Genomic DNA, 13970 nt, shown 5'->3' with positions numbered 1-13970 from the left:
TTCGTGAGTCTTTAGCGCTTTGCGGGCAGAACAAAGGGATAAGCAAGGAGGGCCGTGCCCGGCGTGACTTCATGTCCGGCCGGGCTCATGCTGCCTTCTATCGTGTCGAGTCGCGCGATCAGGCCATCCTTCACGCCGAACACGACATCCGAATCCAGATAGCGGTCGCCTTCAAGAAACACGTGCGTGACGATGGTTTCGAAGCCCGGCGCGCTGACCTTGAAATGCACATGTGCCGGCCGGTAAGGATGCCGCCCTTGCGCATCGAGCATCTTGCCTACAGGGCCATCGTTCGGAATCGGATAGAAGGCGGGCACGATCGAACGGAACCAGAAACGTCCATTTTCATCGGCGTGAAAACGGGCGCGCATGTCGAGCGCGGTCAGGCCCGCCTCGCGTTGTACGTCGTAGAAGCCGTGATCGTCCGCGTGCCATGTCTCGATGAGCGCGCCCGCAATCGGCTCGCCATGTTGATCCGACACACTGCCTTCCACGATCATTGCCGGCCCGTCCGATGCATGCGAAATGCTCGCGCCCAACGGAAGATCGCGCGCCTCTTCGACATAGAACGGCCCGAGCACGGTGGTCTCGGTGGCGTTGCCCGTGAAGCGATGATTGAGCGCATCGACGAGCATGGACACGCCAAGCGTATCGGAGAGGAGGATGAATTCCTGGCGCGTCTCCGAACACATTTGGCCCGTGCGCGTGAGAAAGTCGATAGCGCCGGCCCATTCCGCTTCGGTCGGTTCGATCTCTTTCAAGAACGCATGCAGATGCCGGACGAGTGCCTCGCTGATTTGCCGCGTCCGTTCGTTCTCGCAACCGCTCAAGCGTTCGAGCACGGCTTGCGTGATGTTGTCTTCGTTGAAATTTCGCATCGAGTGTCCTTATTCGACCAGCGCGGGCGGCAGGCCTTTCCATGCGCGTTCGAGCATGGCGCGAAGCGGTCGGCTTTCGGGCGCGCGCGGATTTGCATAGGCGTTGCGCGTGACGAGGTCGATTGCGTGATCGATGCCCGCTTCAGGCATGCCGATCGCTTCGAGCGAACGCGGCACGCCAAGCGATGCCGCGAGATCGTGGAGACCGGTCCACGCATGCTCCGCGTTCAATGCGCGGGCAATGCGCTTCATTGCGGGCGCGGCGGCATCGGCGTTGAAAGCGGCGACATGCGCGATCATGATGGCATGGGTCTGCGCGTGCGGCAGATCGAATGCGCCGCCAAGCACATGGCAGATCTTGTGATGCAGACCCATGCCGACCGAAGCCAGACACGTGCCGCACAACCACGCGCCAAATTGCGCGGCGCATCTTGCGTCGATCGATTCGGGCGCGCGCGCCACGTCGGGTAACGCCGCCGCCAGCGACGCGATACCTTCCTCCGCCATCAGCGATGTGATCGGATTGCCGTCCGCGGCATAGAGCGCCTCGACCGCATGCGCGACGGCATTGAGCCCGCTTGCCGCGCTCATCGCAACGGGAAGACTCAACGTCAGCTCGACATCGTAGATGACGATTTCGGGCAGCACCTTGAGCGTGCGCTGTGTGCGTTTCTCGCCGTCACGCGTCTCGCCGATGATCGGCGTGACTTCCGAGCCCGCATACGTGGTAGGCAGCACGATCTGCGGCAGGTCCGTCTGCAATGCAATGGCCTTGGACAGACCGACCGCCGAGCCGCCGCCAATTGCGATCACACAGTCGGCGTGCGCGCGGTCTACGGCTTGCAAGGCGCGCGCCGTGACGTCCCAGGGCGTGTGCATGGTGGCATCGGCGAAACGGTGTGTCGATTCCGGATCGAACTGCTGCGCGATGGCATCGCCCAATGCGGCCTGTTCGCGCGTCGTCACGATGAGTGGACGCGTACAGTCGAGCCGTGCGGCTTCGGCGGCCGTCTCCGAGCGCCGGCCCGCACCGAAGATCACGCGGGCGGGCAACGCGTTATAAACGAACTCTGTTGCCACGGCGTTCATCACAGCGTGCCTGTATCGAGCCACGCACGGCCACGCGCATAAAGCGCTTCGACCGCGGGACCTGTTAGTCCCGGCATGTCGCGCTTTACCTTGTAGCCGATCTTCGTCTGAATATACGCGAGATGCCGGTAACCCTCGGGAAAGAGCCCGAGTATCTCGGGATCGAGTTCGAGCCGCACACCCGTTTCGACGGGGTCCAGACGGTCTTTCTCGTAGATAGGCTGACGCAGGCGCAAGAGCCACTTGCCGTCCAATTTCTCGTAGAAGTCATAGAAGCGCCCGGTGCAGACGACATCGCAGCGATGACCTTCGACCTCGCCGCGCTGCGAGATGGTCATCTTCGTCTGCGCAATGGCACGTGTGCCCTCGAGATCGATAGCCGTGCCGCCGAGGAAGTGAAGAATACTGACGCCGCGCGCCCAGCCTTCTTGCGTCACGCGGATGAATTCCGGCCCCGTGCCTTGAAACCACGTGGCCATCATCACGCCCTCGGGATGCCAGAGCGTGGCGAAGCGTTCCCAGTCGCCCGCGTCGCGCCACACGGCCCAATTCTCGATTGCCTCGCGTATTGCCAGCCGTTCCAGCAGTGTCTCGTTCATTGTGTGACCTCGTGTTCTCATATGGAAAGTGGTTTCCATGGTGAGTGAGCGCAGGCCGTGCCGTCAAGCGTTATCTGGGCTTTGTAGGGACTATCCCTAGTTTGTTCTCATACGGGAATTGTGCGTGAAAACGCGTTGACAGTTTTCGATGTGAGTTTCTAAGATGGAACGAAAATACGGATGAGAACACACTTACATCACCAATGGAGACATCGATGTCCAACGCAGCAGACCATGAGCCGCACGGACGGCATCAGTCGCAACTGGCGGCCGCGAGCGGCTGGATCGGTTCGGCGCTCGAGTACTACGACTTCTTCATTTACGCGCAGGCCGCGGCGCTGATCTTTCCGCAGATCTTCTTTCCGAAGGGCGATCCCAAGGTGGCGATTGCCGCGTCGCTCGCGACTTACGGCATCGGCTACGTTGCGCGTCCTATCGGCGCGGTCGTGCTCGGGCATTGGGGCGATACGCACGGTCGTAAGTCGGTCCTGCTCGTCTGCATGTTTCTGATGGGCTTCTCGACGATGGCCGTCGCGTTCCTGCCCACTTACGATCAGGTCGGCTTGTGGGCGCCCGCGTTGCTCGTCGTGCTGCGGCTCGTTCAAGGCTTTGCGGTGGCGGGCGAAATCTCGGGCGCGAGTTCCATGATTCTCGAACACGCACCGTTCGGGCGGCGCGGTTATTACGGCAGCTTCGGCATGCAAGGCGTCACCGCCGGGCAATTGCTCGCGGCCGCCGTGTTCCTGCCGCTGAGTCACTTCATGCGCGAGGACGCCTTCAATTCATGGGGCTGGCGCGTGCCGTTCCTGATGAGCGCGCTCGTGTTGGTCGCCGGTTACTTCATTCGACGCAAGGTGCGCGAGACGCCCGCGTTCGCGCAGGAAGGCGAGCGTGGCGCGGTGCCGCATGCGCCCGTCAAGCTCGCGTTCAGGCATTGCTGGGACGACATGCTGCGCGTGATGTGCATGTCGATCATGAACGTCATTCCCGTGGTCACGACCATCTTCGGCGGCGCGTATGCGGTGCAGCAGGCCTATGGCATCGGCTTCAGCAAGAGCCTTTATCTGTGGATTCCGGTGCTCGGCAATGTCGCTGCCATGATCGTCATTCCTTACTGGGGACGTCTGTCGGACAGAGTGGGCAGAAGGCTGCCGATCATCGTCGGGTCGGTCGGTTCCGGGCTGCTTTCGTTTGCGTATCTCTATGCCATCAGCATTCATAGCGTGACGCTCGCCATCGTTTTGTCGATACTGATGTGGGGCCTCGTGTATCAGGGGCAAAACGCGGTGTATCCGAGCTTCTATCCCGAGCTCTTTCCAACGCGCATGCGCGTGACGTCGATGGCCATTTCGCAGAACGTGGGCGTCGCCATTTCGGCGCTGCTGCCGGCGCTGTTCACGACGGTCGCGCCGCCCGGCTCGCAAAACATCTGGCTGATCGTTGGCGGTATCACGTTCGGCATCACGGTGTTGTCCGCGTTGGCGACATACTCGGCGCGCGAGACGTATCGCATCCATATGAACGATCTTGGCCGGCGCGATGCGGTGCCGGTCCCCAAACACGAATACGAACGCCTGCGCGAAGAAGCGACGCAAGAGCGCGCCAATACGGCGAAGCCGCTAAGCGGACAGGAGCGCGGCGCATGACGGCGTTCGACACACAAGAGAAGGCAATGACGACGACATCATCCGGTTTGACCGAGGAAAGACTGAGGCTCGATGCACCCGCCGACGCGCTCACGCGCCTCTTCCATATCTTCGGCTCGCCGATTGCGCATGTGCGCGCCCCTGTCGTGTGGAGCACGTTGATGAAGCGCTACGGCATCAACGCGCTGATGCTGCCCGCCGATGTCGATAGCGCGCACTTCGATGCCGCGCTCGCCGGCACCAAGGCCATTGCGAACGTGGACGGCGTCATCTTCACCATGCCGCATAAAGTGGCCGCCATGCGTCATGCCGATACGCTCACGGAGCGCGCCGAGCGCATCGGCTCGATCAATCTGCTGCGGCGCTGCGCGGATGGCGGATGGGAAGGCGACAACGTGGATGGCGCGGGCTTCGTCGCGGGCCTGCAGGCGGATGGCGTGCGTCTGGAAGGCGCGCACGTCTATATGCATGGCTGCGGTGGAGTGGGGCGCAGTATCGGCTGGTCGGTCGGGCTGGAGAAAATCGCGAGCCTGACTATCTTCGACATCGACACCGAGCGTGCGCGCGAATTGGCCGATGCCATCGCCTCGGTCAGCGATGCGCGCATCGAAGCCGGCACGCCGGATATGCGCGGTATCGATCTCGCCATTAATGCAACGCCCGTTGGCTTGCATGCGCATGACCCATTGCCCTTCGCGCTGGATGAACTTGCACCGCACGCAGTCGTCGCCGATGTAATCATGGAACCGCGCATGACGGCTCTGTTAAAGGCGGCTCAGGCACACGGTCTGAAGGTTCATCACGGACGCAACATGATGAACTACGCGATGCCCATTTCCGCGTCCTTCTTTGGCTTGCCTGCATCGTTCGACTGGAACGGCAAGTCACTGCAAGGATGAGCCATGAATCAAGCTGCGAATGAATGGTTCGAAGGATTTTCGAAGCTGGATGTCACGGCGGGCGATGTGCACTTCAACGGCATGATTGGCGGCTCTGGCCCACCTGTGTTGTTGTTGCACGGCTATCCGCAGACGCATTTCGTCTGGCGTTATATCGCGCCTGTGCTTGCGCGCTTCTACACGGTGATTGCGCCCGACTTGCCCGGCTATGGCGCAAGTGTCACGCTCGCGCACGAACAACGCTGGACCAAGCGGCGCGTGGCGCACGCACTCGTCGAACTCATGAGCGCACTCGGTCATGAGCGCTTCGCTGTCGTCGGACACGATCGCGGCGCGCGCGCGGGTTATCGGCTGGCGCTGGATCATCCCGAGCGTGTGGCGGCGTATGCCTCGTTGACGGTGGTGCCGACCATCGACGCGTTCGCATCCGTGAATAAAGCCTTCGCCGTCAACGCTTGGCACTGGTTCTTTCTCGCGCAGCCGGCTGACTTGCCTGAACGCATGCTTGCCGCCGATCCCGACGCCTTCATTGAACGCGCGCTCGGCAAGATGGCAGGCGGCCTCGAACGCATGGATAGCGACGCACTCGATGCCTATCGCCGCGCCTTTCGCAACCCGGACGTGCGCCATGCAATGTGCGAGGACTATCGCGCGGCAGCCGATGAAGACTCGGCGCACGACAGCGCGGATCGTGCGGCGGGCCGCAAGCTCGTGTGTCCCGTCATGGTTCTCTGGAGCCTGGAAGAGCGTAAAGGGCAGGCTCATACGCCAATCGAAATCTGGTACGCATGGGCCGATGAAGTCAGCGGACGCGGCATCGGCGGCGGCCATTTGCAACCGGAAGAATCGCACGAGGAAGTCTTGCATGACCTCGTGCCGTTCCTTCGGCAACACACCTCATCGTGATAGATCAAAAGGTTGGATACATGGAGAAGATTGGAATAGCCGTTATCGGCGCGGGCGTGATTGGCCGGCGTCACGTTCAGGAGATCGCGCGTAACGAGTCGTGCAGGCTCGTGGCTATCGCCGATCCATCGCCCGGGTCGGCGAGTTATGCGGCGTCGTTGTCCGTGCCGCTTTATGCCGATTACCGCGAGTTGCTGAAGCACGAACGTATCGACGCGGCTATCGTGTGCACGCCCAATCACACCCATCTCGAAGTGGGACTCGCGTTTATCGAACGAAAAATTCCCGTGCTGATGGAAAAGCCCGTTGCAGACGATCTCGAATCTGCAAACGCGCTTGCGGATGCATCCAAGGAAGCGGGCGTTGCCATGCTCGTCGGGCATCATCGGCGGCACAATCCGGTGGTGCGTGCAGCGAAGGAAGCCGTGGCAAGCGGAAAGATCGGCACGCTCGTCATGGCGAACATCATGTGCCTGTTGTACAAGCCCGATGACTACTTCAACGTGCCGTGGCGCAGACAGCCAGGCGGCGGTCCTATTCTCATCAACCTGATTCACGAGATCGACTTGCTGCGGTTCATCTGCGGCGAGATCGTGTCGGTGCAGGCGGTATCGTCGAACAAGGTGCGCGGTTTCGACGTGGAAGACTCGGCGGCCTGCACGCTGCGACTCGCGAATGGCGCGCTTGCCAACATCAGTCTCTCCGACACGACCGCGACGCCTTGGGGCTGGGACACGGCGGCGGGCGAGGACCGTGAACTCTTCGCTTATCGTCCCGTGCCCACGCATTTTTTCGCGGGCACGAACGGCGCGGTCACCATGCCGGACCTGACGATGTGGTCGTATCAAGGCGCGAAGGGACGCGACCAGCCTATTCACGATGCGCGCCTTGCCGTGCCCGAGGAGAACACGTATGCAAACCAGCTCGAACATTTCGTCGATGTCGTGAGAGGTTCGGTGCGTCCCGTCATAGACGGACACGACGCCGCACGCACGCTTGCGGCAACGCTCGCCGTGGAGGAATCGGCGCGGCTGGGGCGCCTGATCGAACTGAACGTGACCTGATGCGGCACGCTCCTTGCGCCAGACCTCTATATGTCACCACGCCAAGAGGATTGCGCCATGAACGATAAAACCATCGACGATACCAATGCACAAGCCGGCCCGTCTGACGACCCGAAATCGCACCCGACATCGAATGCCGAAAAAGACCCGAGCGATTGGGTCACGGGGGACGAAAAGATGACGGGCGCGCAGGCTTCCTATCTGAAGACGCTTTCCGAGGAAGCAAAAGAAGAGTTCGACCCGTCGCTGACTAAAGCGGACGCCTCGCTCAAGATCGAAGAATTGCAAGCGAAGACGGGGCGCGGCCAAAAGTCTTGAAGTATTCGAACGCTGCCATCTAAACAAAGCATGTTTTGTTGGTTTGCGCGTCGTGACTGCTGAGTGAGAATCGCGGAGTACGGTGCTGGTGTGAACCCAGCGCCGCCTCTAACCGTGCTCTCCCAGCGGAAATCATGATGGCGTCCCTTTTGCTCCGCCGGCCCCGTCGCGCCGGAAAGATTCTCGTCGCGGCTTGCGCGGCTGCCGTACTTGTTCTGCAAAGCGGCTGCAAGCCGGACACCGAAAAAGTACAGAGCTCGTCGGTATCGGTAGACAAGTCGGCGAAGCAGGAAATCACCTACTTCAAGTATCCCGACAACCCCGCGTTCGACCTCGTCTATCTCGCCGACAAGCTCGGCTACTTCGAGAACACGAGCACACGGCCCAAGTACGTCGGCAAAATCTCCGCACCGCAGATCATTCCGCTCGTCGGCACGGGCGAGATCGACTTCGGCACGCGCATGGTGCCGCTCGTCATCTCGGCCATTGCGAGCGGCGCGGACATCAAGGTGGTCTCGGCTGGCGGCGAGACGCTGCCCGATGCACCGCACATGAAGTATTTTTCGCGCGCCGATTCGGGTATTCGCGGACCAAAGGACTTCGAAGGCAAGACGGTGGCGTTCAACAGCTTCGGCGCATGCGCGGAGTTCGTGACGAAGAAGTATTTGTCGCAGCATGGCGTGGATGTCTCGAAGGTGAACTGGCTCGTCGTGCCCGACAATCAGTCGCAGCAAGCGCTCGTAACGAAGAACGTGGATATCGCCATCATTCACCCGCCGTTTTCCGGCGCGGCGGAAGCCGATCCACAATTGCACAAGTTATGGAGCGATTGGGACGAAGACGGTGGCCTCGGCGGAATGGCGCCGTATAGCGTGAATGGCGCGTTTGCGCGGGCGCATCCGCAAGCGGTGAAGGACTTCGTCACGGCTATCGCGAAGGCGGGGAACTGGGTCAACGCACACCCTGACGAAGCGCGTCAGCTTACGGCGGAGCGGTTGGGTATCGACGTGAAGCTGGTCGAGCGTTATGCCTATGTGAAGGACCTCGTCGTAACCGAGCCGCCGATTCAGTACTACATCGACATTCTCGAACAGGCCGGCAAGATCCCGAAGGGCAAGGTTGCAGTCAAGGATGTCTACACGAACGACTACAACCCGTACGCTGGCAAGTCGTCGCAAGCGAGCGCCAGCACGCATGCGCAGGGCAATCCGTCATGAGCGAGAAGATCGTCGCGCGTGGCCTCGGCCTCACATATGAAAACGAGGCGACAGGTTCGAGCCTCACGGTGCTCGATAACTTCGATCTGAGCGTGCGCGAGGGAGAGTTTCTCGCCGTGCTCGGACCGAGCGGTTGCGGCAAGTCGACGTTCCTGAGCATTCTTGCCGGCCTCGTTCCGCAGACAGCGGGCAAGATTACCGTGGATGGCGAACCTGTCAGCGCCGCGCGGCAAAAGCTTGGCGTCGTCTTTCAGGGCTACGCGCTCTTTCCGTGGCGCACGGTGCGCAAAAACGTTGAGACAGGGCTCGAGATTCGCGGCGTGAAAGCCGTGCAACGACGCAGCGAAGCCGAACGTTTCTTGCGTCTCGTCGGGCTGCTCGACTTCGCCGATCACTATCCGCATCAGCTATCGGGCGGCATGCGCCAGCGTGTGGCCATTGCGCGCGTGTTGGCTTATGGTCCCGAGATACTGTTGATGGACGAACCCTTCGGCGCGCTCGATGCGCAAACCCGCGAGTCGTTGCAGCAGGAGTTGCTCGCCATCTGGGAGCAAAGTGCAAAGACGGTCGTCTTCGTCACGCACAGCATCGACGAGGCGATTTTTCTCGCGGATCGCGTGGCCATCATGGGACGCGGGCCGGGCCGCGTGAAGGAAATTATCGATATCGACTTGCCGCGTCCGCGCGATGCCTCTTTGCGCCATTCCGCCGCTTTCATGGCGTTGCGGCAGCGTGCATGGGCAAGCCTGAGTCTGGAACTCGGCGAAGCACTTGCTCCGTCGCGCGAGCAGCACGATGAACTGACCACGGGGGCATTCCGTGCCTGAGCAAAACACCATCCGCAAGTTGCCGGGTCTGATCGCGCCGCAGACGCCGCAAACGGCACAACCGCCCAGGGTTCGCACGGCCGCGCCCCGGCGGAGCATTCGGCTTTCCATGGCCTTCGAACGATCCATCGCGCTTATCGTCTTCGTGCTGCTGTGGGAGTTGTTGCCGCGGCTCGGTGTCGTGAGCACGGCGTATCTGAGTCCGCCTTCGCAAGTGGCGGTTGCCATCGCGCATCTCGTCGATAGCGGCGAAGTGTGGAAGCACCTCGGCGCAAGCGCGCTGCGCTCGCTTAGCGGACTCTTGCTGGCCGTTGTCGGCGGCGTGGTGTGCGGATTCGCGCTTGGGTGGTTCCGGCGCGCAGAGCGCATCGTCGATCCGCTTTATCAACTGCTGCGGCAAGTTTCCGCGTTCGCGCTCTTTCCGGTGTTCATGCTCTTTCTCGGGATCGGTGAATCGTCGAAGATCGCGATCATCGTATGGGCGGCGTTCTGGCCCGTGCTGCTCAACACCATCTCTGGTGTGAAGCAAGTCGAACGCGTGTTCATCGATTGCGCGCGTTCCATGGGCGCGGGGCAAGGCTTCATCTTTACCAAGGTCGTGTTGCCCGCCGCGTTGCCCGAGATACTGACAGGTATCCGGCTCGCGGGCGCCTACAGCATCACGGCGCTCGTCGCGGCAGAGATGATCGGCGCGCGCTCGGGTCTCGGTTTCTACACGCTCAACTCTCAGGAGACGTTCCAGATTCCCGACATGTATGCGGGCATCGTGCTGCTCGCGCTGTTCGGCCTTCTGATCAACAAGAGCCTTTCGCTGCTCGAACGGCGTTTGCTGCGCTGGCGTGTGGGCCTCGCACAGAATGGCTAGAGCCGGACAAGCGGCGTCGCATGAAGGCGGCTGGCGGCTGTGGATGCCGCTTGCGGCAGTCGCGTTATTTGCCGCGTTCCTGTTGTCGCCCTTGAGCGCAAGCTGGCGCAATTCACTCGCCGATGACCGGCCGTTCGCCGCCGCCTATGCACGCGGCAAGCTGATCGTCGCCGTGCCGTCCCAACCCGCGCCTATCCTGACCGTCGGCCACGTCGACCGTTCCGTGCGCGCACCCGAGGCATACTCCGCCGCGCTCGCCGAGGCACTCGGGCGCCGCGCCGGACTGCCCGTCGAACTCGTGTTAGCCGAACAAGCCGATGCGCGCCACGCCGTGCAAGACGGTCGCGCGGATGTCGCCATCGCCGGGCTGGCGTTTTCGCCGGATGCGTCCGTCGCCTTTGCGCCCGGCAACTACGCTTCGGGGCGAGGCGTTGCGCTCGTTCTTCGGCACGGCAACATTCAGGACTGGCGCGATCTCGAGGGCCGCTCGATCTGCGCGTCGCGCGAGAGTCCGTTTGCGGCGCGCGCCGCGCATCGGTATCGGGTGGCATTGCAGGGCTTCGACAGGCCGCTTGACGCATTGCTCGCGTTTCAGGCGGGAGAGTGCGCCGCGCTCGTGGACGACGAACTCGTCGTGCGCGCGCTCCTCAAGCAAGCCGACTGGTCGTACTACCGGACGCTGCCGGGCGCGGTTGCGCCCGCGCCCGCGTTCATCGCGTCGCGCGGCGGCGATATCGCGAGCGCGGCGTTCATTGAGCGGACGGTGAACGGGTGGCGGCGCGAGCGCTGGTTCACCACCGTGCGGCAGGATCAGGCCACTCGCCTTGCGTTCGAAATGTTCAACGCACAGAACGATTTGTATTGCCATTGAAGAGTCGACAAACAGGCGGCGGTCGCCTCGTCGCGCCCGCCCAGCCTTGTAAGGAGCGGTTTTTGCTGAATGCTCGATGCCTGGATCTACCTGTCATCGATTATGAAAGCCACGATTGTTTCGCACGAGGAGCCGCATGGCTCCGCCGCCGAGATCCACCGCTTCCGCTTTCTGCTGGAAGACGGCAACGAAAAGCCACTTGAGGAAGCCATTTCACTACGTACGGCACGTGTCATCGTCGAAAATCTCGCCGATGGCAACGCGTTCATCAAGATGCTCCATGCCATTGTTTCCTCGGACCCCGCCGACTACGACGCGCTGATCGGCAAGGCGTTTCCGGATCATTTCCGCGATCAGCCCGCAGCCAACCGCCCGATGCCGGGAAAGGAGAGCGAAGGCCCGTGCCCCTGACCAGGCAAAAATGCCGCCGCAGTGCCGATTCCGGGAATTACGGGGAAATTCGTCCGTTTATCGGGACTTCGAATTTCCTGGACGTAGCTAGAATTCATTCTGTTGCCACGCTCTTCCACCCCCGGGACGAGCGATTTCCGCGCCGTGCGCTTCTCCTCGCGCACGGCGCTTTTTGTTTTTTAGCGCAGTCAGGCCGGGTACGAAGTTGCGCGCTCGGCAGGCCCGATGCGTCTGCGTTGCCCTAATTCGACATCAACGAGCGCGCCTGCTCCAGAAGCGCGGCGGCGGCGAGAAATTCCTTGCGGCCTGCCATCGTCAGCGCGGCCATCGCGGAGTCTTTGAAAAGCTCGTCGTTCGAGATCAGCGGTGTAGTCGTTTCTATCAGTCGATGCTGCCGCAAACGAAAGAACGCGAGCGACTGGAACGCGCTCATCTTCTGGTCTTCAGGCATTCCAGAGGCGACGAGTTCGGCGGCGCCAACCAGTTGGGCGAGGGTTTGTTCGTAGTCGGTGCGGTTCATCTTCGTTCCCTTCGCGGATGAGTTGCATGGGGCAAGGTTAGCATCGTGCGGATGCACTCATGCCAAGCGAACGCAGTGGTGTAAGCAAACCGTTGAACCGCTTCTCCAGCAAGCCTTACCGACTGGCCTGCGGGAGATGCTGAACGAAAATTCGACATCCGCCGAATCCCTGAAAATCCCCCATTCCCAAGCGAAATCGACGCTCGAAAACGATAAAGCCGCACCCATCCGTGCCGTTAAAGGAGGCTTAACTGAGTCCATCCATCAGAAGCCTTCGTCGCTCGTCACATGATCTTTTTCGAACACCGGCTGGCTCGCATCGCACGCGTCGCGGTTCTTCTCGGAGGCGTTTTCGCCTCGATGACCGCGCGCGCCGACGATGCTCCCAAAATGTTCACGCTCAGCGGCTTCGGCACGCTCGGCATGACGCATTCGTCTCTCGATACCGCCGACTATGTGAGCAGTCCGCTCGAACCGAACGGCGCGGGTGCATCACGCAAGTACGACTTCGAGAACGATTCGAAGATCGGCCTGCAACTGAGCGCGCGCCTCACGGACAAGCTCTCGGCCGTCGTGCAGGTGATCTCGCAGCATGAATACGACAACACCTTCAAGCCGCGCCTCGAATGGGCGAACGTCAAGTACGCGTTCACGCCCGACTTCAGCGTGCGCGTGGGCCGTATCGAGTTGCCCACCTTTCTGAACTCGGAATATCGCAACGTCGGTTACGCGTTTCCGTGGGTGCGTTTGCCGGTCGAGATGTACAACACGCAACCGCTCACCAATAGCGACGGCGCCGACGTTGCCTATCGCATCGCGGCGCGCGGCATCTCCAACACGGTGCGCTTCGTCTACGGCTACTCGGTCTTTCACGTGAACCCCGGCGCATTCCGCACCGAGGGCAAAAACATTCTCGCCTTCGACGATACCGTGGAGATCGGCAACTTCACGGGTCACGTCGGTTATCAGCACGCGTCGGTCAAGCTCCCATTCCTCGCCGACCAACCCGTGAACGTCTACAGCATCGCCGCCGCCTACGATCCAGGCGCGTGGTTCGTGCAGGCCGAACTTGCACGCGTGACGGTCGAGCAGGTGACGCCTGGCTATATCAGCGGCTACGTCACGGGCGGCGTGCGCTACGCGAAGGCCACGTTTTTCGCGACCTACGCGCAGTCGCACGGGCTCAACCGGCCCACCGCCATTCCCAACTACAACAACGGCCAGCGCGATGTTTCCATCGGTGCGCGCTGGGATGTCGTCAAGAATATCGACCTCAAGTTGCAGTTCGATCATGTCTGGGTGCCGTCCAATTCGACGGGCACGTTCCTCAATCAGCAGCCGGGCTATCAGTTGGGAAGCGGAAGCAATGTCTTCAGCGCCGCGCTCGACTTCGTCTTCTGAGGAGCCCGACATGCCACTCCTCAAACTCATCGGAACAGCGTCGCTCTTCGCGGCCCTTTGTATGTGCACGTCATCGGCGATGGCGGATGTCGTGGTCGTCGTATCGGCAAAAAGTCCGCTCACGTCGCTCAACGAAAGTCAGATCGCGGATATCTTCCTCGGTCGCGTGGGCGCATTCCCCTCGGGCGACGAAGCCGTGCCGCTCGACTTGCCTGACGACTCGCCCTTGCGCGCCGATTTCTATCGCGATTGCACGGGCAAGTCGGCGTCGCAATTGCGCGCGTATTGGTCGAAGCTCATCTTCACTGGCCGCGCGCAACCGCCGCGCGAGATGGCCGACGCAGCCGCGGTCAAGCGTTATCTGCAAGCGCGTCCATCCGCCATCGCCTACATCGACCGCAAGGATGTGGACGCGAGCGTGAAGGTCGTCCTCAGCCTGCGTCCGTGAAGCGCGCCCGT

At 61.6% G+C, this 13970-nt stretch carries 16 protein-coding genes; 12 read left to right on the top strand and 4 right to left on the bottom strand.

All coding sequences use genetic code 11. The features are described from left to right. Positions 1–11 precede the first annotated feature (11 nt). Genes NCR40_RS27570 through NCR40_RS27560 form a run of 3 tightly spaced genes read right to left on the bottom strand, consistent with a single transcriptional unit; the run spans position 12 to position 2566 of the window. Positions 12–878, bottom strand: coding sequence for an intradiol ring-cleavage dioxygenase (locus tag NCR40_RS27570; protein ID WP_250511319.1), 867 nt, complete (start codon positions 876–878; stop codon positions 12–14). A 9-nt stretch (positions 879–887) separates the two neighbouring features. Next, on the bottom strand, positions 888–1967 hold the full coding sequence (locus NCR40_RS27565; protein ID WP_250511318.1) for a maleylacetate reductase: 1080 nt from the start codon (positions 1965–1967) through the stop codon (positions 888–890). After that, positions 1967–2566 (bottom strand): nuclear transport factor 2 family protein, encoded by a 600-nt coding sequence (locus NCR40_RS27560; protein WP_250469602.1) that lies wholly within the window; start codon positions 2564–2566, stop codon positions 1967–1969. The genes NCR40_RS27565 and NCR40_RS27560 overlap by 1 nt, the downstream gene beginning before the upstream one ends. Before the next feature lie 215 nt (positions 2567–2781). On the opposite strand from NCR40_RS27560, the gene NCR40_RS27555 reads away from it, so the two are divergent. The 10 genes from NCR40_RS27555 to NCR40_RS27510 all read left to right on the top strand — a co-directional run bounded on the left by NCR40_RS27555 (position 2782) and on the right by NCR40_RS27510 (position 11590). Beyond that, positions 2782–4212: an MFS transporter gene (locus NCR40_RS27555; RefSeq protein WP_250511317.1), complete on the top strand. Its 1431-nt coding sequence runs from the start codon at positions 2782–2784 to the stop codon at positions 4210–4212. Next, positions 4209–5111 (top strand): shikimate dehydrogenase family protein, encoded by a 903-nt coding sequence (locus NCR40_RS27550; RefSeq protein ID WP_250469600.1) that lies wholly within the window; start codon positions 4209–4211, stop codon positions 5109–5111. Before NCR40_RS27555 ends, NCR40_RS27550 begins: the two co-directional genes overlap by 4 nt. A 3-nt stretch (positions 5112–5114) precedes the next feature. After that, entirely contained in the window at positions 5115–6017 is a 903-nt protein-coding gene (locus NCR40_RS27545) for an alpha/beta fold hydrolase (protein ID WP_250511316.1), read from the top strand. 20 nt (positions 6018–6037) lie between these two features. Then, a complete protein-coding gene (locus NCR40_RS27540) occupies positions 6038–7081 on the top strand; it encodes a Gfo/Idh/MocA family protein (protein WP_250511315.1) in 1044 nt (347 codons plus the stop codon). Positions 7082–7138: 57 nt separating this feature from the next. Beyond that, the gene (locus tag NCR40_RS27535; RefSeq protein ID WP_244831600.1) at positions 7139–7399 is read left to right on the top strand and encodes a DUF3072 domain-containing protein; all 261 of its coding nucleotides are present in this window, start codon (positions 7139–7141) and stop codon (positions 7397–7399) included. Between the two features lie 149 nt (positions 7400–7548). After that, complete coding sequence (locus tag NCR40_RS27530) at positions 7549–8616, top strand: ABC transporter substrate-binding protein (protein ID WP_250511314.1); 1068 nt, start codon at positions 7549–7551, stop codon at positions 8614–8616. Continuing rightward, positions 8613–9443, top strand: coding sequence for an ABC transporter ATP-binding protein (locus NCR40_RS27525; protein WP_250511313.1), 831 nt, complete (start codon positions 8613–8615; stop codon positions 9441–9443). Before NCR40_RS27530 ends, NCR40_RS27525 begins: the two co-directional genes overlap by 4 nt. A gap of 109 nt (positions 9444–9552) precedes the next feature. After that, positions 9553–10308: an ABC transporter permease gene (locus tag NCR40_RS27520; RefSeq protein ID WP_244831955.1), complete on the top strand. Its 756-nt coding sequence runs from the start codon at positions 9553–9555 to the stop codon at positions 10306–10308. Beyond that, the gene (locus NCR40_RS27515; RefSeq protein ID WP_250511312.1) at positions 10301–11179 is read left to right on the top strand and encodes a substrate-binding periplasmic protein; all 879 of its coding nucleotides are present in this window, start codon (positions 10301–10303) and stop codon (positions 11177–11179) included. Before NCR40_RS27520 ends, NCR40_RS27515 begins: the two co-directional genes overlap by 8 nt. Positions 11180–11248: 69 nt before the next feature. Further along, complete coding sequence (locus NCR40_RS27510) at positions 11249–11590, top strand: hypothetical protein (RefSeq protein WP_244831589.1); 342 nt, start codon at positions 11249–11251, stop codon at positions 11588–11590. Positions 11591–11831: 241 nt separating this feature from the next. Here the strand turns inward: NCR40_RS27510 and NCR40_RS27505 are convergent, their stop codons facing one another. Continuing rightward, positions 11832–12110 carry a hypothetical protein gene (locus NCR40_RS27505; RefSeq protein ID WP_250511311.1) on the bottom strand — a complete coding sequence of 93 codons (279 nt, stop codon included), beginning with the start codon at positions 12108–12110 and terminating at the stop codon, positions 11832–11834. Between the two features lie 390 nt (positions 12111–12500). Between NCR40_RS27505 and NCR40_RS27500 the strand changes: the two genes are divergently transcribed. Beyond that, positions 12501–13511, top strand: a complete 1011-nt coding sequence (locus NCR40_RS27500; protein ID WP_250511310.1) for a hypothetical protein — start codon at positions 12501–12503, stop codon at positions 13509–13511. Between the two features lie 10 nt (positions 13512–13521). Next, positions 13522–13959 (top strand): type 2 periplasmic-binding domain-containing protein, encoded by a 438-nt coding sequence (locus NCR40_RS27495; RefSeq protein ID WP_244831575.1) that lies wholly within the window; start codon positions 13522–13524, stop codon positions 13957–13959. Positions 13960–13970: the final 11 nt, after the last annotated feature.

Source organism: Caballeronia sp. GACF4 (assembly GCF_023631025.1).
In the GTDB taxonomy this organism is placed as follows: Bacteria; Pseudomonadota; Gammaproteobacteria; order Burkholderiales; family Burkholderiaceae; genus Caballeronia.
Note: the sequence above shows the minus strand (reverse complement) of the source record. Positions and strands in the feature narration are given on the sequence as shown.

What these genes read in the sequence shown, in the direction of transcription:
- NCR40_RS27570 (WP_250511319.1), bottom strand. Translation starts at nt 878, where the DNA reads ATGCGAAATTTCAACGAAGACAACATCACGCAAGCCGTGCTCGAACGC.
- NCR40_RS27565 (WP_250511318.1), bottom strand. Translation starts at nt 1,967, where the DNA reads ATGAACGCCGTGGCAACAGAGTTCGTTTATAACGCGTTGCCCGCCCGC.
- NCR40_RS27560 (WP_250469602.1), bottom strand. Translation starts at nt 2,566, where the DNA reads ATGAACGAGACACTGCTGGAACGGCTGGCAATACGCGAGGCAATCGAG.
- NCR40_RS27555 (WP_250511317.1), top strand. Translation starts at nt 2,782, where the DNA reads ATGTCCAACGCAGCAGACCATGAGCCGCACGGACGGCATCAGTCGCAA.
- NCR40_RS27550 (WP_250469600.1), top strand. Translation starts at nt 4,209, where the DNA reads ATGACGGCGTTCGACACACAAGAGAAGGCAATGACGACGACATCATCC.
- NCR40_RS27545 (WP_250511316.1), top strand. Translation starts at nt 5,115, where the DNA reads ATGAATCAAGCTGCGAATGAATGGTTCGAAGGATTTTCGAAGCTGGAT.
- NCR40_RS27540 (WP_250511315.1), top strand. Translation starts at nt 6,038, where the DNA reads ATGGAGAAGATTGGAATAGCCGTTATCGGCGCGGGCGTGATTGGCCGG.
- NCR40_RS27535 (WP_244831600.1), top strand. Translation starts at nt 7,139, where the DNA reads ATGAACGATAAAACCATCGACGATACCAATGCACAAGCCGGCCCGTCT.
- NCR40_RS27525 (WP_250511313.1), top strand. Translation starts at nt 8,613, where the DNA reads ATGAGCGAGAAGATCGTCGCGCGTGGCCTCGGCCTCACATATGAAAAC.
- NCR40_RS27520 (WP_244831955.1), top strand. Translation starts at nt 9,553, where the DNA reads ATGGCCTTCGAACGATCCATCGCGCTTATCGTCTTCGTGCTGCTGTGG.
- NCR40_RS27515 (WP_250511312.1), top strand. Translation starts at nt 10,301, where the DNA reads ATGGCTAGAGCCGGACAAGCGGCGTCGCATGAAGGCGGCTGGCGGCTG.
- NCR40_RS27510 (WP_244831589.1), top strand. Translation starts at nt 11,249, where the DNA reads ATGCTCGATGCCTGGATCTACCTGTCATCGATTATGAAAGCCACGATT.
- NCR40_RS27505 (WP_250511311.1), bottom strand. Translation starts at nt 12,110, where the DNA reads ATGAACCGCACCGACTACGAACAAACCCTCGCCCAACTGGTTGGCGCC.
- NCR40_RS27500 (WP_250511310.1), top strand. Translation starts at nt 12,501, where the DNA reads ATGTTCACGCTCAGCGGCTTCGGCACGCTCGGCATGACGCATTCGTCT.
- NCR40_RS27495 (WP_244831575.1), top strand. Translation starts at nt 13,522, where the DNA reads ATGCCACTCCTCAAACTCATCGGAACAGCGTCGCTCTTCGCGGCCCTT.